Source organism: Rhodoferax ferrireducens, from assembly GCF_049302455.1.
GTDB lineage: Bacteria > Pseudomonadota > Gammaproteobacteria > Burkholderiales > Burkholderiaceae_C > Rhodoferax > Rhodoferax ferrireducens_B.
Window position 1 is genome coordinate 33,151 of sequence record NZ_JBAQMD010000059.1, and the last position, 17,459, is coordinate 50,609.

Consider the following 17,459-nt stretch of genomic DNA (forward strand, 5'->3'; position numbering starts at 1 on the left):
GAAACAGATGAAGACAACACCCATCGAGTCAATTCCACCGGGTGTAAAGCCATCCGCACAAGCCAGCACCCACAAGCCACAGCAGCCACGTTTGCGGCACGGCATACGGATACACCATCAAGACCACGCCGGTCCAGGTCAGTGTCGGCGACATTGTTTTGCGGCCACGCCTGAACGCCACATAGCCAATGATGCCAAACAAAATGGCGCCAACGATGTAGGCGGGACTGGGCAGGACCAGGCCGAGGGATTCGAGATTTTTGATTTCATCCATAGGGCATCGTCAATCAGGCCCGCTGGCCTACTTCCCCAAGGCCCGCAGCGCCAGCCTGATGCCCTCGCTCACGCCCACGTCACTCGGCAGCGCCTTCAAGGCGGCGGCGGCCTCCTTGTCGCTGTAACCCAGCGCCAGCAGCGCCTGCAAAATGTCGGCCTGACTGTCATTGGCCACACTGGCGACGACACCGATGTCGGGACCGAGTTTGCCTTTGAGTTCCAGCAGCAGCCGCTCGGCGGTTTTCTTGCCGATACCAGGCACCTTGACCAGCCGCCCGCCTTCTTGCAGCGTGACCGCCTGCGCCAGCTCAGCCACGCTCATGCCCGACAACACCGAAAGTGCCGTGCGCGGCCCGACGCCCGATATTTTGATCAGTTCGCGAAAGGCCGCGCGCTCCTGGCTGGTGGCAAAGCCATACAGAATCTGCGCGTCTTCACGCACCACAAAATGCGTCAGCAGGCTTATCCGGGCGCCCAGCTCGGGCAGGTTGTAAAAAGTGCTCATCGGCACCAAAACCTCATAGCCCACGCCGTGACAGTCCACGATCACTTGCGGTGGATTCTTATCGTCGAGCGTGCCGCTTAATTTGCCGATCATTTATTGCCTATCATTGGGAGAATTTATTTTGGAATTATCAACTTGATTCTCCGACACCTGTTTTCTCCGCCGAACAACACCCGCTTAGGCCACCTGTGCGGCCCGATGGACGAGCACCTGCGCACCATCGAGGTCGCGCTGCAAGTCAAAATTGCCCATCGGCACGAGCAGTTCAAGGTCGACGGCACCAAGGCCAATGCCAAGCGCGGCATGGAAATGCTGCAAGCCTTGTACGAGATGGCGGCGCGCCCGATCGAGCCCGCCACCGTGCAACTCATGCTGGCGGGCGACGCCGACATGAATGACACCGACGGCCCGGGCCTGAAGACCAGGCGCAGCGACCTCAAGCCCCGCACCCTCAACCAAGCGCTCTACCTGGATCAGATTGCCAGCCACGACATTACCTTTGGCATCGGCCCGGCCGGCACTGGCAAAACCTACCTGGCGGTGGCGATGGCCGTGGACGCCTTGGCGCGCAGCGCCGTGCAGCGCATCGTGCTGACGCGCCCGGCGGTGGAAGCGGGCGAGCGCCTGGGCTATTTGCCCGGTGACCTGGCGCAAAAAATAGACCCCTACCTGCGCCCCTTGTACGACGCGCTGTATGAGCTGATGGGTTTTGAGCAGGTGCAAAAAGCCTTTGAGCGCCAGACCATCGAGGTCGCGCCGCTGGCCTTCATGCGCGGGCGCACGCTCAACACCGCTTTTGTGATTCTGGACGAGGCGCAAAACACCACGCCCGAGCAGATGAAGATGTTCTTGACCCGCATCGGCTTTGGCTCCAAAGCAGTGGTGACCGGTGACGTGAGCCAGATCGACCTGCCCAAGACCCAGCTCAGCGGCCTGATTGACGCCGAGCGCGTCTTGAAGCGCGTGCCCGGTATTGCCATCTGCCGCCTGACCAGCGCGGATGTGGTGCGCCACCCGCTGGTGGCGCGCATTGTGGATGCCTACGATGCGCCCGGACGCGCCGGCGCAGCGCAGCGACGCCAGGACGACGACCTCGACGATGAGGTGACAGGACCAAAGCCGCGGGTGCGTGCGCGCAAAAAAACGGTCTGATCCGGCTAACTACTGAAACAATAGCTACTCACGCTTATTCCACGGGGGCTAGCGGCCTATTTCACTTAAACATCATGTTAAACCAACTGACTCTTTCGCTGCAATTTGGCAAACTTGAAAATGCCGCCCTGCACCGCGGCGCCCTGCCCCGCCACAAGGTGGCACGCTGGCTTCGCCATGCGCTCCAAAGCGACGCCGAAATCACCGTGCGCATCGTCGATACCGAGGAAGGCCAGGCGCTGAACCGCGACTACCGGCACAAGGACTACGCCACCAACGTGCTGACTTTCGACTACACGCAGGAGCCCGTGGTAACGGCCGACCTGGTGCTGTGCGCACCGGTAGTGGCCAAAGAAGCCAAGGAACAAGGCAAGACGCTGCAAGAGCACTACGCCCACCTGCTGGTGCACGGCGCCTTGCACGCGCAGGGCTGGGACCACGAAGCAGAAGAAGACGCCCAGGTCATGGAATTGCGCGAAAGCGAGATCATGGCCCGGCTGGGTTTTGAGAATCCTTACTGATACCGGCGCACCCCACTTTTCCCCAAGCGCTCCTTTATGCACACCACAGCCCTTGTTCTTTTTTCCGGCGGCCAGGACTCCACCACCTGCCTGGCGTTGGCGCTCTCCAAGTACCAGCGGGTGGAAACCATCGCCTTTGATTACCGCCAGCGCCACCTGGTCGAGCTCGATGCGCGCCTGATCGTGCTCAACGAGATCCGCGCCAGATTCCCGCAGTGGGCGACCAAACTGGGCGAGGACCATCTGCTGGACCTGGCGGTGCTGGGCGAGGTCAGCGACACCTCGCTCACGCGCGACACCGCTTTCAAGATGGAACAAAGCGGCCTGCCCAACACCTTTGTGCCGGGGCGCAACCTGCTGTTTTTAACGCTCGCTGCGGCCGTGGCCTACCGGCGCGATCTGCAGGTGATGGTCACGGGGGTTTGTGAAACCGACTTTTCCGGCTACCCCGATTGCCGCGACGACACCATCAAGGCCATGCAACTGGCGCTCTCGCTCGGCATGGATAAGCGCTTTCTGATTGAAACCCCGCTGATGTGGATCGACAAGGCCGCCACCTGGGCGCTGGCTTACGAGTTGGGCGAAAAGTCCGCAACGCCGGGCGGCGGCCAGGCTTTGGTGGACCTGATCATTGAGCACACCCATACCTGCTACCTCGGTGACCGCCAGCACCGCCATGCTTGGGGTTACGGTTGCGGCAGCTGTCCGGCCTGCGAGTTGCGCGCACGCGGTTATGAGCGTTATTGTGCTGCGCAAACGGCGGGCTGATCGGCACTCTGCGCTTTCAACCGATACAGTGCCGATGCGCCTTCCGGCAATTTTTCCAGCATCCAGTGCTGGTTATGAAAAGTCGCCACGGTGGGTCGATGAGCTATTGAAATAATAGCACCTTGCGCAGACTGGACGAGGGCCAGGAGCCGTTTATATACTTTATTCTCAGAATCTTCGTCGAGCGCGCTGGTGGCCTCATCGGCAAACACCCATTTTGGTTTTTTCAGCAGCACGCGGGCAATGGCCAGCCGTTGCTGTTCCCCACCGGACAGTTTTTGGCTCCAGGCGTCAGCCTGATCCAGTTGCTCCGCCATTTGGGGCAGCAGGGCGTCGGTCAGGGCCTGGCGCAATTCGGCATCGCTGTAGCGGGCCGGCGTTTCGGGATAGGCCAGCGCATCGCGCAGCGCTCCGTTAGGGAAATACGGCCGCTGCGGAATGAACATGGCCTGCGCCGGGCGGGTAACGGTGCCGCTGGCAAACGGCCAGATGCCTGCAATGGTGCGAAACAAGGTTGACTTGCCGCTGCCCGACGGCCCCTGCAGCAGCACGCTGTCGCCCGGCTTGGCGTGCAGCGCGGCCCCCGCCAGCAGCACCGAGCCATCCGGCAAGGCCACGGTCAGGTCATGCGCATCAAGTGCTACAGAGTTGGTAGCTGACAACGCAGTATCGACGGGGGCTAGAGCCCTGAAAGACGCTTCAAAACTGGTCAGGCGGTCGGTCGTGGCACGCCAGCTGGCCAGACTGCTGTAGCTGTCCACGAACCAGCTGAGCGAGCCCTGCACCTGGCCAAAGGCTGAGGAAATCTGCATCAATTCGCCCAGCTGGATGGCGCCGCTGAAAAAGCGCGGCGCCGCCACCACGAACGGGAACACCACCGCCGCCTGGCCAAAAAAGCTGGTGAACCAGATCAAGTTTTTCTGCGCCTTGATCAGCGCCAGGTAATTGCCGAGGACGTGCGAGAAGCGGGCATCGAGCTGCACGCGCTCCACCGCTTCGCCCCGGTCCAGCGCAATCGATTCGCTGTATTCGCGCACCCGCACCATGTGGTGCCGGAAATCCGCTTCGACCCGTTGTTGCTGGAAATTCAGCTTGATCTGGGGCCGCCCGATGTAGTGCGTCAGGATGCTGCCCGCCGCGCAATACAGCACCGCCATCCAGACCATGAAGCCGGGAATGTTGTATTCGCCGCCGTTGAAGGAAAACGCAAAGCCGCCCGACAGGCCCCATAAAATGCCGACAAAGCTGGCCAGCGTCACCACTGCATTGAGCAGGCCCATGGTCAGGGAGATGGTGTAACTGGTGAAGAGGTTGATGTCTTCCTGAATCCGCTGGTCCGGGTTATCGGGGTTGCGGGCATCGCCATTGGCTTGCAGTGCGAAGCGGTTCAGTTCCAGCTTGTAAAACGCATGATTCGCCAGCCAGCGCTGCAGGTAGTGGCCGGTCATCCAGGCGCGCCAGCGCAGCTCCAGCAATTGCGTCAGGTAGAACTTGTAAACCGCCATGACAATGAAGGCAAACGCGAGGTAGGTGAAGCGCCCCAGTTGGGTCCAGAACACGGCCGCATTTTTGTCCTGCAGGGCGTCGTAAAACAGCTTGTTCCACTCGTTGAACAGTACCGCCATGTACACCAGGCCCAGATTCAGGGCGATGATGGCGACGAGCAGGCCGCGCGCTTTCCACTTCTCGTCAGACTGGAAGTAGGGCTTGGTCAAGGCCCAAGCCTGAGTCGTGAAGGCCTTGAATGAGGTGAGTTTTTGGGACAGATTCATAAGTGGATTCTTATGCGCGCGCCATGACGGCGCTTCAAGCATTCGAGATGCCACTCGCCACATGGCCCGAGGGCACATGGCGGGAGGCCGAGTCAACATGCCCGGTCTGGTCGTCAAAAAAGAAATCGGGCTCAAATTCGCGTAGAAACTCGCCCTTGGGCAGGCCGCCCAGGAACATCGCCTCATCCACCTCGATGTTCCAGTCCATCAACGTGCGAATGGCGCGTTCGTGCGCCGGGGCGCTGCGGGCGGTGAACAGCGCGGTGCGGATGCGCATGTGGGGCGTGCCGGCCTGTTGCAGGCGATGCAGGGCAGCCAGCAGCGGCTTGAACGGCCCCGCCAGCAGCGGTTGCTGCGCTTTATCGGCCTCGTGCTTTTGAAAGGCGAGCAAGCCTTCGGCCTGGTAGACGCGCTCGGCTTCATCACTGAACAACACGGCGTCACCGTCAAAGGCAATACGCACTTCATGCGGATAGGCGTCGCCAGCGTGGACCGATTGCGGATAGACCTGCGCGGCGGGTACACCGGCTTGCAGCGCGGCGCGCACGTCGCTTAAATGGGTGCTGAGAAACAGGTTGGCGTGCAGGGGTTTCAGGTAGCGCCACGGCGGCTCGCCGCGCGTGAAACTGCAGCGGATGATGGGCAGGCCGTAGTGCGCAGCCGACTTCATCACGCGCAGGCCGCTGACCGGATCGTTGCGCGACAGGATCACGACCTCCACCGGTTGGTTGTTGCCGGCATCCAGCGCGTTAAAAGCCAGCATTTTTTGCACCAAGGAAAACGCCACGCCCGGCTTGGCGGGCAGGTCCAGGCGCTGCAACTGCAGCGCCATGTAGGCGCGGTCATCGCCCTGCTCAAAGAGCTCGTTTTCTTCCTCAAAGTCAAACAAGGCACGGCTGGAGATCGCCACCACCAGCTTGCCGTCGAGCGAGGCGCTCATGACTGCAAAAACATCCGGTAGACCGGGTTGGCGGTTTCTTCCACATACGGGTAGGCCAGCGTATTGAGAAACTCGTCAAAGACGGCGTTGTCGGCCTGCGGCACCTGCAACCCGACCAGAATACGGCCGTAGTCCGCGCCCTGGTTGCGGTAGTGAAACAGGCTGATGTTCCAGCCCGGGCGCATCAGGCTCAAGAACTTCAGCAGCGCACCGGGCCGCTCGGGAAAGACAAAGCGCAGCAGGCGCTCGTCCTGCGCCAATTTTGAATGGCCACCAACCATGTGGCGGATGTGCTCCTTGGCCAGTTCATCGTGCGTCAAATCCAGCGCGGCAAAGCCATGCCTGGAAAAGTTGGCGGCAATCTTGATCGATTCGCCTTTGCCGTGTGTCGTCAGGCCAACGAACACATGGGCTTGCGCCGCTTCACTGATGCGGTAGTTGAATTCGGTCACATTGCGCGGGCCACCCGGCAGGTTGCCGATCAACTCGCAAAAATGCCTGAAGCTGCCGCGCTCCTCGGGAATCGTGACGGCAAACAAGGCTTCCCGCTCTTCGCCCACCTCGGCGCGCTCGGCGACAAAGCGCAGGCGATCGAAGTTCATGTTGGCGCCGCACAGAATGGCGGCATAGGTTTCGCCTTTGGTCTTGTGCGTCGCGACATACTGCTTGATCGCCGCCACCGCCAGCGCGCCAGCGGGCTCCACAATGCTGCGGGTATCGACAAACACATCCTTGATGGCAGCGCACACCGCGTCGGTGTCCACCGTGATGAACCCGTCAACCAGCTTGCGGCTGATGCGAAAGGTCTCCTCGCCCACCAGTTTCACCGCCGTGCCGTCCGAGAACAGGCCGACGTCGGGCAGTGTCACGCGCTTTTTCGCCGCCACCGATTGCGTCATGGCGTCGGAGTCGTTCATTTGCACGCCGATCACCTTGACCTCCGGGCGCACCGCCTTGATGTAGTTGGCCACACCCGAGATCAGGCCGCCGCCACCGATGGCCACAAACACGGCGTCGAGCCGCCCCTGGTGCTGGCGCAAGATTTCCATCGCGATCGTGCCCTGGCCGGCAATCACGTCCGGGTCGTCAAACGGATGCACAAAAGTCAGCCCCTGCTGCTGCTCCAGTTCCAGCGAATGGGTGTAGGCGTCCGAGTAACTGTCGCCAAACAACACCACCTCGCCGCCAAAGCCACGCACCGCATCGACCTTGAGCCGCGGCGTCGTGGTGGGCATGACGATGACAGCGCGCGCGCCCAGGCGCTTGGCACTGAGCGCCACACCTTGGGCGTGGTTGCCGGCCGAAGCGCAAATCACACCCTTCTTCAACTGCTCCGGCGTCAGGTGCGCCATCTTGTTATAGGCACCACGCAGCTTGAAGCTGTGTACCGGCTGCTGGTCCTCGCGCTTGAGCAGCACGGTGTTGTGCAGGCGCTGGCTCAAGGCGTGGGCCGGCTCCAGCGCGGACTCGACGGCGACGTCATAGACGCGGGCGGTCAGGATTTTTTTCAGGTAGTCGGCGGGTTTGAGGTGTTCGGTCGTCATAGGGGGCTTTAAGTAGCTGTCAATGATAAACGCCCGCCTCAGGCGACAATTCACACCTTTTAAAAGCACAAGGTGGGCAAATCATGGAATGCACAGTCAGCTGGACAGGCGCCCTGGGTACGCGCTCGGGCATGGGGTTTGTGGCCGAGACCGGCAGCGGTCATACGCTGGTCATGGACGGCGGGCCGGACGCAGCCAAGCCTGAAAACGGTGGCCTGAATCTGGCTCCGCGCCCGCTGGAGACGGTGCTGGCCGGCACCGGCGGCTGCACCGCTTACGACGTGGTACTGATCCTCAAACGCGGTCGCCACGAGGTGCGCGGCTGCACGGTCAAGCTCACCGCCGAACGAGCCGAGGTCGATCCCAAGGTATTCACCCGCATCAACATGCACTTCACCGTGTCAGGCAAAGGCATCCCGGCCGCCGCCGTCGAGCGCGCCATCGCCATGAGCCACGACAAATATTGCTCGGCCAGCGTCATGCTGGCCAAGACCGCTGACATAACGACCAGTTTTGAGGTGTTCGAGGTCTAAGTCAGATCCGATGCGCCACCGTCGTCATCACCTTGGCGGCAGCCGTCATCAGGCTTTTCACCGGCGGCGGCAGAGGCACCGCCCCCGCCTTTTGCGCATCCACCGCGTGGCGGACCTCGTCGTCCTTCATCTGTGCCACGATGGCGCGCGAGGCGTGGTCATTGGCGGGCAGCAGGCTCAAGTGGCTCTCCAGATGCGCCTCCACCTGGTTTTCAGTCTCCACCACAAAGCCCAGGCTGATCGGGTCGCCGAGCCGCCCGGCCAGCAGGCCCAGGCCAAAAGCGGCGCCGTACCACAGGGGATTGAGCAAGGACGGGCGCGCGCCCAGCTCATCCAGGCGCTGCTGGGTCCAGGCCAGATGGTTGGTCTCATCGGCACTGGCTTTGATGTAATGCGCGCGCAGCACCTCGTTTTTTGTCGCAAAGGCCTGCGCCGTGTAAAGCGCCTGCGCACAGACCTCGCCGACGTGGTTGACGCGCATCAGCGCACCGGACTGGACTTTTTCAGCGTCCGTGAGCGCCGTGGCCTCACCGGGCAAGGTCGGGCACGCCCGCTCGGCATGGGGGGTGACAAACAGCGTGCGCAGGGCGGCATCACAGGTGGTAAAAAATCGGTCTTGCAGTGTGTTTGGCATCATGTGTCCTTCACAAAAAAATAATGACTAAATTGGCTTCAAGCCCCCGTCATCATTGGGCTTATAGCTATTAAAAACATATCATTCTGACGCAAGGCCAGCGGGTGGCGCCATGCGCAGCGGGATCGTCACCGGCCCGTCGTTCACCAGATGAACCTGCATGTCGGCGCCAAACTGGCCGGTCCGCACCACCGGATGCACCCGCCTGGCCCGCGCCACAAAGTAATCGTAAAGGCGACGGCCTTGCGCAGGCGCTGCAGCAAGTGTAAAACCGGGCCGGTTGCCACCGCTCACATCGGCCGCCAGCGTGAACTGGCTCACCACCAGCAGACCACCCGCCGTTCCCCGACCGTCCATGTCCTGCAGGCTGTGGTTCATCTTGCCAGCCGCGTCGCTGAAGATGCGCAGCTTGAGCACCTTGCCAAGCAATTTATCACTCTCGGCCTCGCTGTCGCCGCGCTCGGCGCACAACAGCAACAGCAGCCCGGCGCCAATTTCGCCGACGATCTGGCCCTCTATCAGCACCCGGGCCTCGCTGACACGTTGCAGGACGGCGATCATAGGCCCATCTGGCGCTGTGTCATATCAAATCCCGCACGTCGTCAAAATGAGCTTCCACATCGCTGGGCAGCAATTGGATGGTGGCGCGCAGCCCCGGCACGGCACTCATCAGCGCCTGCTCGACGCTGCTGCGCACCGTAGCAGCGCGCCCCAGCGACCAACTCGCGGGCATGTGCATGTGCATATCGACAAAACGGCGCTGGCCCGAGCGGCGCGTCGTGACATGGTCAAAGCGGATGGTGGGATGGGCAAACTCGGCCAGCGTCTTCTGGATCTGGCGCAGCACATCGGGTTCCACCGCCTCATCCATCAGCCCTTGCGACGCGCGCCACATCAGGTGAGCGCCTTCCCACAAGATGTTGAGCGCGACACCGATCGCCACCACCGGATCCAGCCAGAGCCAGCCGGTCAGGGCCACGGCGCCAATGCCGACCACCACGCCGACGGAGGTCCAGACATCGGTCACCAGATGACGGGCATCGGCATCCAGCGCGACCGAGCGGTGCACTTTCGCGGCGCGAAACATGAACCAGGCCATCAAGCCGTTCAAGGCTGAGCTGACAACCGACAAGGCCAGGCCCCAGCCGACTTGCTCGATCGGTTGCGGCTCCAGCAAGCGGTGACCCGCGGCCCAGACAATGCCCATCGCCGCCGCAATGATCAAAACCCCCTCAAAACCGCTGGAGAAATACTCCGCCTTGTGGTGGCCGTAGGGGTGATCGTCGTCCGCCGGGCGCCGTGCGATGGTCACCATCAACAAACCAAAAATCGCGCTGGCCAGATTGACCAGTGACTCCATCGCGTCTGAGAGCAAACCGACCGAATCGGTGATGTACCAGGCCAGCGTCTTGAGTGTGATGGTGATGACGGCCACCAGCACCGAAGCCAGCAGCAGGCGCTGCGGCGTCAAAAAACGCTCTGGAATCAAGGCCATGGCGGGCCTAGCCGAGTGTGACCCGGGCAAACTTGCGCTTGCCAACCTGCACCACGTAGGTGCCCGCACCCAGCTTCAGGCCTTTGTCATTGACCACGCTGGCGTCGATGCGCACGCCGCCGCCGTCAATCAGGCGGTTACCCTCACCACTGGACGCAGCTAGGCCGGCAAGCTTGAGCAAGGCGCCGATACCCAGGGGGGCGCCGCCGTCGCCCAGCGACAAGGCCACTTCGGCAATCTCGTCGGGCACGCCACCGCGCGAACGGTTGATGAAATCCTGCTCGGCGGCTTCGGCCGCAGCGGCTGAGTGAAAGCGCGCCGTGATCTCCTTGGCCAGCGCCACTTTGGCATCTTTCGGATTGCGCCCAGCCGCCACCTCCGCCTGGAGTCTGGCAATGTCGGCCTCGCTCCTGAAACTGAGCAAGGTGTACCAGCGCCACATCAGCACGTCGGAAATACTGAGCACCTTGGCAAACATGGTGTTGGCGTCTTCGCTGATGGCGATGTAGTTGCCTTTGCTTTTTGACATTTTCTCGATGCCGTCGAGGCCTTCGAGCAGGGGCATGGTCAGGATGCACTGCGGCTCCTGGCCGTATTCGGCCTGCAAATGGCGCCCCATCAGCAAATTGAATTTCTGATCCGTGCCACCCAGTTCCAGGTCGCTCCTGAGCGCCACCGAGTCGTAGCCCTGCATCAAAGGGTATAAAAACTCATGCACGCTGATCGGCGTGCCGGACTTGAAGCGGTCGTGAAAGTCGTTGCGCTCCATCATGCGCGCCACGGTGTATTTAGCCGCCAGCTCAATCATGCCGCGCGAGCCCAAGGTGTCACCCCACTCGCTGTTGTAGCGAATCTCGGTTTTCGACGGGTCCAGCACCATCGAGGCCTGGCGGTAGTAGGTCTGGGCGTTGACCTCGATTTGTTCACGGGTCAAGGGCGGGCGCGTGGTGTTGCGGCCGGACGGGTCACCGATCAGGGTGGTGAAGTCGCCAATCAAGAAGATCACGGTGTGGCCCAGGTCCTGCAACTGGCGCATCTTGTTGAGCACCACGGTGTGGCCAATGTGAATGTCAGGCGCGGTGGGATCGAGCCCGAGCTTGATGCGCAGCGGCACGCCGGTGGCCTCGGCGCGGGCCAGTTTTTTGATCCAGTCGTCTTGCGGGATCAGCTCTTCACAGCCGCGCAAAGTCACGGCGAGCGCCTCCCGGACACGATCTGTTACAGAAAAAGGGGCGATAGCAGCTTGATTCATAAGGGTTATTCTCGATGCCTGCAGATGGGCCGAAGTTATACTTTGCGTTTTCTCAAGTGCCTGAGTTTAATTCGCCAGGCACGTGCTTCCTGTCTGTTCGGTTGCGCACACAGCAACCTTTACCTGGACTACTTGTTTTGATAAACAGCCTACTTGGCGCCGGAAATGCTTTATTGACTGTTTCCAGCCAGTTCATCCATCAGCATCCTAAACGTATCACTGCCGTCATCGCGGCCTTGCTGCTCAGCGGTGGCGGTGGCGCCTTCGCCGTTGCCTCGTTCGCGCCCGATGCTTCTGAATTACCCGTGCGTGAATTGTTGGAACCGGTACAGGCACTGCCAATTGTCGTTCCGGCTGACCTGGACCTCCAGGCGCTCAGGCTGTTCCGATCAGAAATTACCCGCACCAGCGATACCGCTGACACCTTGCTCAAGCGTCTGGGCGTCGATGACGCCGCCGCCGCCGCTTTCCTGCGCTCGGATGCCACTGCCCGGCAGGTCCTGATCGGACGCGGTGGCCGCAACGTGACCGCCGAGACCAGCGAGCGCAACGGCTTGCTCAAACTCAGCGCCCGCTGGAACAGCGACACCGACGGCAAGTTCAACCGCCTGGTGCTGGAAAAAACAGCGCAGGGCTTTGTGTCGCGCGTGGAGTCGGCAGCGCTTACCGCCACCAGTCACCTCGCCAGCGGCACCATCCAGAGTTCATTGTTCGCCGCCACCGACGACGCCAGGATTCCCGACAATATTGCCACCCAGATGGCTGAAATTTTTGCCGGCGACATCGATTTCCATCGCTCCCTGCGCAAAGGTGACCGCTTTTCCGTGGTCTACGAAACCCTCGAAGGCGACGGTGAACCGCTGCGCACCGGCCGCGTACTGAGCGCCGAATTCGTCAACAACGGCAAGACTTTTCAAGCGATGTGGTTCCAGGACCCTGCGCCGGGTGCGACCGTGACTGCCAGTAGTGCTGGTACTGCAAACGCCGGCAGCAAGGGCGGCTACTACACGCTGGACGGTCAAAGCCTGCGGCGCGCCTTTCTGGCCTCTCCAATGGAATTTTCCCGTGTCACCAGCGGGTTCAAGATGCGTATGCATCCCATTTTGAAGGTCCTGCGCGCGCATCAGGGTGTCGATTACGGTGCACCCACGGGTACTGCCGTGCGTAGCGTAGGCGATGGTGTGGTTGATTTTGCCGGCGTGCAAAACGGCTATGGCAACGTCATCATCCTCCAGCACCGCAACAATTACAAAACGGTGTATGCACACCTGAGTCGCATCAATGTGCGCAAGGGTGAGAGCGTCAGCCAGAGTCAGAACATTGGCGCCGTAGGTGCCACCGGCTGGGCGACCGGTCCGCATTTGCACTTTGAGTACCGTATCAACGGCGTCTACACGGATCCACAGAACATTGCCCGTGAAAACGTGACCACGCCTCTGTCAGACTCCGCGAAGCCTGTTTTTGCCAGACTCGCCGCCGAGAACCGGGTTGCACTTGCATCAGCGGCATCAATGCAAACCGGCAGCACACAGTAATTACGCTGGTCTGAGCTCAACGGCCCCGTGGCACGGCGTGTCTGATCTGTATATTGGCCTGATGTCCGGCACCTCGCTGGACGGTGTGGACGGTGTTCTGGTCGACTTTTCTGGCGCGCACCTGCAAGTCTTGGCGCATGTCAATGCGCCTTTGTCGACGGCCTTGACCGAAGAGTTACTGGCCCTGAACAGCCCTGGCACGAACGAATTACACCGCGCGGCACTGGCCGCCAATGCCTTGGTGCGCGTCTATGCCCACGTGGTGGCCCAGTTACTTGACTTGGCGGACATTGAGCGCAGCGCTGTCGAGGCCATAGGCGCCCACGGCCAGACGGTGCGCCATCAGCCGCAGTCCTTTGACGGCACCGGCTACACCCTGCAACTCAATAACCCCGCCCTGCTGGCCGAGCTAACCGGCCTGGACGTGGTTGCCGATTTCCGTAGCCGCGACGTGGCGGCTGGTGGCCAAGGTGCGCCGCTGGTACCGGCTTTTCACCAATCGGCATTCGGGCAAGCCGACCAAACGCTGGCCGTGCTCAATTTGGGCGGCATGTCCAACCTGACCGTATTGGGCCCTTGCCCCGCCACTGAACCTCCAGCGGGCGCGCTGGACGCTGACCCGCCCTCTCGTTTTCACAGCCATGACGTGCTGGGCTTTGACTGCGGCCCCGGCAACGCCTTGATGGACACGTGGTGCCTGCAGCACATCGGTCAAGCTTTCGACGCCGACGGCGCCTGGGCCGCAGCCGGGCGCGTGCATGGCGAGTTACTCGCGGCCTTGCTGGACGAGCCCTACTTTGCGCAATCCGCGCCGAAAAGCACGGGGCGCGATCTATTCAACTCTGGCTGGCTCACCTGGAAACTAGAAAAATTCTCCTCGGTAGCGCCGGTGGATGTGCAGGCGACACTCACCGAACTGACGGCCAGCGTATGTGCCACCTGCGTCAAGCGATACGGTCCCGAGAGCAGCACCCTGATTGTGTGCGGCGGCGGCGCATTCAACAGCCACCTGATGGCGCGACTGCAAGCACTGCTGCCAAGGCTGGAAGTGATCTCTTCGCAAGCCCGCGGTTTACCGCCCCTGCAAGTGGAAGCCGCCGCTTTTGCCTGGCTGGCACGCAATACGCTGTTACGCAAAACTTCAAGCCTACAAGAAGTAACGGGCGCCAGCGGCGCCCGTATCTTGGGTGCGATCTACCCGGCCTGACCGGGCAAGGCCGCCAACCCCTTAAGAGAAGCTCGATCCGCAGCCACAGGTGGTGGTCGCGTTGGGGTTTTTGATGACAAACTGCGCCCCTTCCAAGTCTTCCTTGTAATCAATCTCGGCCCCCACCAGATACTGGTAGCTCATGGCATCAATCAACAGGGACACACCGTTCTTGGTCATGGTGGTGTCGTCTTCATTGGTGATTTCATCAAACGTGAAACCATACTGGAAGCCGGAACAGCCGCCACCCTGCACGAACACGCGCAGCTTCAGGTCCGGGTTACCCTCTTCAGCAATCAGGTCGGCTACTTTGGCGGCCGCACTGTCGGTGAAAAGAATTGGGCTTGGCATTTCAGTCTGGCTAGTTTCTGCGACGGCGCTCATGGATTTCTCCGTTAAATTAAGTTAAAGAATACTACAGCAATTAGCTCAACAATTCAGTCAGCCATTGTTTGCCGCCAGTTTCAGTATGGGCTTTGCTTCCGCCTCAGCGCCTGCGAGCGGGTACAACTGCCCAGCAATGATGGCACCCTGATGCATCTCCAGTGCCGTGTAGTGCACATCACCTTGAATGCGGGCTTTGGGCTGCAGTTCCAGCATGACCCGTGCATGCACCGGCCCTTTGACCGCGCCGTTGATGATGATGTGATCGGCATGGATTTCGCCGATCACCGTGGCAGCCTCCGAAATGACCAAAATACTGGCCTTGTCGGTTTTGGCAATCAAGTTGCCGACAATCGCGCCATCGATGCGCAAACCATCGGTGAAGCTGATGTTGCCGTCAATCTGACTGCCCTCGGCAATCAGGCTTTTGATGGGCGGTTGCTTTTTCTTGTTGAACACGTTTGTCTCCTGAAATTCTTCGTCCGCTGCGTCGCACTATAGCTTGATGGATTGCACCGATTTCACCACTGACCCCTCCAGCACCCTGGCGCTAAGACCCTTGACGACGACTTGTGCCGGCAGCTCAAAAACGCCTTCCATGCGGCCATACTGTTTCAGCTTGAACGCCTGCACGCCGCCCGGCAAAGTGGCCAGCCACGACTTGCCGTTGAGCACACCGCTGAAGCTCAGTGCCAGTTGGCCGCTGAACTCCGGCGCGTTTTTACTCGCCTGCATCACCAACACTTGCCATTTTATTTCACGCCCATTGCAGACTTCGGCCTGCAAGCCACGGATCGCGATCCCGCCACCACCCGAGGCCGGAATCAGCGTCTCAAAAAAACCAAGGTCGTCGCGCAAACTGCGATTCTCGGCTTGGAGTTGTTTGTTCTGGGCCAGCAGCGTTTCCTGCGCCACCTTTTCCGTGGTCAGCAAAGTGTCAACGGTGTTGGCGATGGACTGGGCTTGATCACGCGCGGTCTTGATAGTCACCAGTTCGGCCTGCAAGGCCGCCAGTTCTGCCCGTGCTTGCTGAAGTTCCTCTGGGCTGCCACTTTCGAGTCCGGCAATGTCTTTGCCAAACTCGAACGCCCATAGACCCAGGGCGGCGCAGAAACCAAAAACAACGGCCAGCCCCAGCCAACGCAAGGGCCAGGGCATGGCGCTGCGCACCGCCATGCGCGGGGCGCTGACCGTCAGGCGGCGAATGAGTAAGCGCAGGCGCATGCTTCGGAAATCGGCGAGTCAGAATGCAAACAGCCGCCGGAATCTGAATTCTGGCGGCTGTTGTTTGGCAACATGTCGTTGGCGAAACTTGAAGTGAAATTAACGCTTGCTGAACTGTTTGCGGCGACGTGCACCGTGGAAGCCAACTTTCTTACGCTCAACTTCACGCGCATCACGCGTGACGAAACCAGCTTTGCTCAACTCAGGCTTGAGCGTGGCATCGTAGTCAATCAGGGCACGGGTAATACCGTGGCGCACCGCGCCGGCTTGACCCGACTCACCGCCACCAGCCACGTTGACCATGATGTCAAACGTTTCAGCGTGGTTGGTCAACAACAGGGGTTGTTTGCAAATCATGATGGACGTTGCACGGCCAAAGAATTTTTCAATCACCTTGCCATTAACCACGATCTGGCCGGAGCCTTTTTTCAGGAAAACACGGGCGACGCTCGATTTGCGACGGCCGGTACCATTGTTCCATTCACCAATCATCAGTGGCTCCTTAAAGTTCCAACACTTTGGGTTGCTGGGCAGTGTGCGGGTGCTCAGCACCACCGTACACCTTGAGCTTTTTGATCATGGCATAGCCAAGCGGTCCCTTGGGCAGCATGCCCTTGACGGCTTTTTCCAGAGCACGGCCAGGGAATTTGGCTTGCATGTCGCGGAAATTGACGCTTGAGATGCCGCCCGGATAGCCAGAATGGCTGTAATAGATTTTGTCGGTCGACTTGGCGCCGGTGACGCGCAGCTGGGCTGCATTGATGATGACAATGACGTCCCCGGTATCGACGTGAGGCGTATAAATGGCCTTGTGTTTGCCGCGCAAACGGAGTGCAACTTCGCTGGCTCCTCGTCCGAGGACCTTGTCGGTCGCGTCAATCACAAACCACTCGTGCACCACGTCAGCTGCTTTAGCGCTGAAAGTTTTGGTCATGAGTTTTCTACTAGAGAGGGTTTGTCGGGCTCTTTTCCACGGTCGGCGTTCCTCTGATGGGAATCTCTTAGGTGGGATCGAAGCTTCGCCGCGGAGCCACAAAAGCGCTGCGAAGCCGAGCATTATAGAAGATTTGGCGAAATGCCTTGTTTTCGTTGTTACCGGCGTCCTCTTTGCCGACGGTGCTTCGCGTTACTGACACAGCCTCGTGTCAGGCTGGCGGCATGGATTGCAGTACCCGGTTCAGATATCAGGTGTTCACCTTGAACTAAAGCCACCACAGTGCGGACCAGCACAAGATGGTGTGGTGCTGGGAGTTTGCGACTCTCGATTAGGCATCACTCGGGCACCAGATCGCGGCGGTGTCATCTCCGTGAGCAATTGCTGTGCCCTGCATGTAGCAAACGCCGACCCACGCGCAAACCAAAGCGTCCAGAGCATCTTCGTAGCGTTTTAGTGCACTAAGCGTCAAAACACTTGCCGCAAGGGGCAACGGCAATCCAATAGAGCCAAACACTTTGACAAGCGCGGCATGGATGGCAGAGAACTCCAAGAGCAGCGCGTCGATACGCTCTTCCAACGTAAGAGTGGGCCAATAGCGGCGTGTCTTCCCCACCTTGTACGGAACGCGATATGCCCGACCAAGGAGCGCCAGCAACGGTAGTGCAACATTCGTTCTGTAGTTTCCCGAACCAATGAAACTGGACTCCGTGAAAGGTGTTTCTGAATTCGGTTTTGGATATTTTTAAATCAGGCCCCTGCCAGGCCGCCGGAGGCCCCCCC

21 protein-coding genes are annotated in these 17,459 nt (G+C 60.4%); 6 read left to right on the top strand and 15 right to left on the bottom strand.

The window, feature by feature from the left end:
- Positions 1–28: 28 nt before the first annotated feature.
- On the bottom strand, positions 29–274 hold the full coding sequence (locus WA157_RS10570) for a hypothetical protein (protein WP_422620914.1): 246 nt from the start codon (positions 272–274) through the stop codon (positions 29–31).
- A gap of 27 nt (positions 275–301) precedes the next feature.
- Positions 302–874: a Holliday junction branch migration protein RuvA gene (ruvA, locus tag WA157_RS10575; RefSeq protein WP_422620915.1), complete on the bottom strand. Its 573-nt coding sequence runs from the start codon at positions 872–874 to the stop codon at positions 302–304.
- Between the two features lie 42 nt (positions 875–916).
- Here ruvA and WA157_RS10580 point away from each other — a divergent pair, with 42 nt between their 5' ends.
- From WA157_RS10580 to queC, 3 genes are all read left to right on the top strand, one after another.
- Positions 917–1,933: a PhoH family protein gene (locus WA157_RS10580; protein ID WP_422620916.1), complete on the top strand. Its 1,017-nt coding sequence runs from the start codon at positions 917–919 to the stop codon at positions 1,931–1,933.
- A gap of 71 nt (positions 1,934–2,004) precedes the next feature.
- Positions 2,005–2,454: an rRNA maturation RNase YbeY gene (gene ybeY / locus WA157_RS10585; protein WP_422620934.1), complete on the top strand. Its 450-nt coding sequence runs from the start codon at positions 2,005–2,007 to the stop codon at positions 2,452–2,454.
- A gap of 36 nt (positions 2,455–2,490) precedes the next feature.
- Positions 2,491–3,222: a 7-cyano-7-deazaguanine synthase QueC gene (queC, locus tag WA157_RS10590; protein WP_422620917.1), complete on the top strand. Its 732-nt coding sequence runs from the start codon at positions 2,491–2,493 to the stop codon at positions 3,220–3,222.
- On the opposite strand, the gene WA157_RS10595 is transcribed toward queC, so the two are convergent.
- From WA157_RS10595 to ilvA, 3 genes are read right to left on the bottom strand one after another with little or no spacing between them, the layout of a single operon-like run.
- Positions 3,195–4,994, bottom strand: a complete 1,800-nt coding sequence (locus tag WA157_RS10595) for an ABC transporter ATP-binding protein/permease (protein ID WP_422620918.1) — start codon at positions 4,992–4,994, stop codon at positions 3,195–3,197. The genes queC and WA157_RS10595 overlap by 28 nt on opposite strands.
- Before the next feature lie 34 nt (positions 4,995–5,028).
- Positions 5,029–5,934: a 5'-nucleotidase gene (locus WA157_RS10600; RefSeq protein WP_422620919.1), complete on the bottom strand. Its 906-nt coding sequence runs from the start codon at positions 5,932–5,934 to the stop codon at positions 5,029–5,031.
- Positions 5,931–7,478: a threonine ammonia-lyase, biosynthetic gene (gene ilvA / locus WA157_RS10605; RefSeq protein ID WP_422620920.1), complete on the bottom strand. Its 1,548-nt coding sequence runs from the start codon at positions 7,476–7,478 to the stop codon at positions 5,931–5,933. The genes WA157_RS10600 and ilvA overlap by 4 nt, the downstream gene beginning before the upstream one ends.
- 83 nt (positions 7,479–7,561) lie before the next feature.
- Between ilvA and WA157_RS10610 the strand changes: the two genes are divergently transcribed.
- Entirely contained in the window at positions 7,562–8,011 is a 450-nt protein-coding gene (locus tag WA157_RS10610; RefSeq protein WP_422620921.1) for an OsmC family protein, read from the top strand.
- A gap of 1 nt (position 8,012) precedes the next feature.
- Here WA157_RS10610 and coq7 read toward each other — a convergent pair whose 3' ends face one another.
- The 4 genes from coq7 to tyrS form a co-directional block, all read right to left on the bottom strand.
- Entirely contained in the window at positions 8,013–8,645 is a 633-nt protein-coding gene (gene coq7 / locus WA157_RS10615; RefSeq protein ID WP_422620922.1) for a 2-polyprenyl-3-methyl-6-methoxy-1,4-benzoquinone monooxygenase, read from the bottom strand.
- 81 nt (positions 8,646–8,726) lie between these two features.
- The gene (dtd, locus tag WA157_RS10620) at positions 8,727–9,206 is read right to left on the bottom strand and encodes a D-aminoacyl-tRNA deacylase (protein WP_422620923.1); all 480 of its coding nucleotides are present in this window, start codon (positions 9,204–9,206) and stop codon (positions 8,727–8,729) included.
- 19 nt (positions 9,207–9,225) lie between these two features.
- A complete protein-coding gene (locus tag WA157_RS10625) occupies positions 9,226–10,140 on the bottom strand; it encodes a cation diffusion facilitator family transporter (protein ID WP_422620924.1) in 915 nt (304 codons plus the stop codon).
- Positions 10,141–10,147: 7 nt separating this feature from the next.
- On the bottom strand, positions 10,148–11,392 hold the full coding sequence (gene tyrS / locus WA157_RS10630) for a tyrosine--tRNA ligase (protein ID WP_422620925.1): 1,245 nt from the start codon (positions 11,390–11,392) through the stop codon (positions 10,148–10,150).
- Between the two features lie 137 nt (positions 11,393–11,529).
- On the opposite strand from tyrS, the gene WA157_RS10635 reads away from it, so the two are divergent.
- Positions 11,530–12,927, top strand: coding sequence for a peptidoglycan DD-metalloendopeptidase family protein (locus WA157_RS10635; protein ID WP_422620926.1), 1,398 nt, complete (start codon positions 11,530–11,532; stop codon positions 12,925–12,927).
- A 37-nt stretch (positions 12,928–12,964) separates the two neighbouring features.
- Entirely contained in the window at positions 12,965–14,134 is a 1,170-nt protein-coding gene (locus WA157_RS10640) for an anhydro-N-acetylmuramic acid kinase (RefSeq protein ID WP_422620927.1), read from the top strand.
- Between the two features lie 21 nt (positions 14,135–14,155).
- On the opposite strand, the gene erpA is transcribed toward WA157_RS10640, so the two are convergent.
- The 6 genes from erpA to WA157_RS10670 form a co-directional block, all read right to left on the bottom strand.
- On the bottom strand, positions 14,156–14,518 hold the full coding sequence (gene erpA, locus WA157_RS10645; RefSeq protein ID WP_422620928.1) for an iron-sulfur cluster insertion protein ErpA: 363 nt from the start codon (positions 14,516–14,518) through the stop codon (positions 14,156–14,158).
- Positions 14,519–14,575: 57 nt separating this feature from the next.
- Positions 14,576–14,977: a bactofilin family protein gene (locus tag WA157_RS10650; RefSeq protein ID WP_422620929.1), complete on the bottom strand. Its 402-nt coding sequence runs from the start codon at positions 14,975–14,977 to the stop codon at positions 14,576–14,578.
- Positions 14,978–15,013: 36 nt separating this feature from the next.
- The gene (locus tag WA157_RS10655) at positions 15,014–15,742 is read right to left on the bottom strand and encodes a DUF6776 family protein (protein ID WP_422620930.1); all 729 of its coding nucleotides are present in this window, start codon (positions 15,740–15,742) and stop codon (positions 15,014–15,016) included.
- A gap of 99 nt (positions 15,743–15,841) precedes the next feature.
- Positions 15,842–16,234, bottom strand: a complete 393-nt coding sequence (gene rpsI / locus WA157_RS10660) for a 30S ribosomal protein S9 (RefSeq protein WP_422620931.1) — start codon at positions 16,232–16,234, stop codon at positions 15,842–15,844.
- A 10-nt stretch (positions 16,235–16,244) separates the two neighbouring features.
- On the bottom strand, positions 16,245–16,676 hold the full coding sequence (gene rplM / locus WA157_RS10665; protein WP_422620932.1) for a 50S ribosomal protein L13: 432 nt from the start codon (positions 16,674–16,676) through the stop codon (positions 16,245–16,247).
- Positions 16,677–17,007: 331 nt separating this feature from the next.
- Entirely contained in the window at positions 17,008–17,256 is a 249-nt protein-coding gene (locus tag WA157_RS10670) for a hypothetical protein (RefSeq protein ID WP_422620933.1), read from the bottom strand.
- Positions 17,257–17,459 lie beyond the last annotated feature (203 nt).

Bases quoted from the DNA above. Each gene is read 5' to 3' on its own strand.
- WA157_RS10625 (WP_422620924.1), bottom strand. From the start codon at position 10,140: ATGGCCTTGATTCCAGAGCGTTTTTTGACGCCGCAGCGCCTGCTGCTG.
- coq7 (WP_422620922.1), bottom strand. From the start codon at position 8,645: ATGCCAAACACACTGCAAGACCGATTTTTTACCACCTGTGATGCCGCC.
- WA157_RS10570 (WP_422620914.1), bottom strand. From the start codon at position 274: ATGGATGAAATCAAAAATCTCGAATCCCTCGGCCTGGTCCTGCCCAGT.
- queC (WP_422620917.1), top strand. From the start codon at position 2,491: ATGCACACCACAGCCCTTGTTCTTTTTTCCGGCGGCCAGGACTCCACC.
- erpA (WP_422620928.1), bottom strand. From the start codon at position 14,518: ATGAGCGCCGTCGCAGAAACTAGCCAGACTGAAATGCCAAGCCCAATT.
- WA157_RS10610 (WP_422620921.1), top strand. From the start codon at position 7,562: ATGGAATGCACAGTCAGCTGGACAGGCGCCCTGGGTACGCGCTCGGGC.
- dtd (WP_422620923.1), bottom strand. From the start codon at position 9,206: ATGATCGCCGTCCTGCAACGTGTCAGCGAGGCCCGGGTGCTGATAGAG.
- WA157_RS10595 (WP_422620918.1), bottom strand. From the start codon at position 4,994: ATGAATCTGTCCCAAAAACTCACCTCATTCAAGGCCTTCACGACTCAG.
- WA157_RS10600 (WP_422620919.1), bottom strand. From the start codon at position 5,934: ATGAGCGCCTCGCTCGACGGCAAGCTGGTGGTGGCGATCTCCAGCCGT.
- ilvA (WP_422620920.1), bottom strand. From the start codon at position 7,478: ATGACGACCGAACACCTCAAACCCGCCGACTACCTGAAAAAAATCCTG.
- rplM (WP_422620932.1), bottom strand. From the start codon at position 16,676: ATGACCAAAACTTTCAGCGCTAAAGCAGCTGACGTGGTGCACGAGTGG.
- WA157_RS10655 (WP_422620930.1), bottom strand. From the start codon at position 15,742: ATGCGCCTGCGCTTACTCATTCGCCGCCTGACGGTCAGCGCCCCGCGC.
- rpsI (WP_422620931.1), bottom strand. From the start codon at position 16,234: ATGATTGGTGAATGGAACAATGGTACCGGCCGTCGCAAATCGAGCGTC.
- ruvA (WP_422620915.1), bottom strand. From the start codon at position 874: ATGATCGGCAAATTAAGCGGCACGCTCGACGATAAGAATCCACCGCAA.
- tyrS (WP_422620925.1), bottom strand. From the start codon at position 11,392: ATGAATCAAGCTGCTATCGCCCCTTTTTCTGTAACAGATCGTGTCCGG.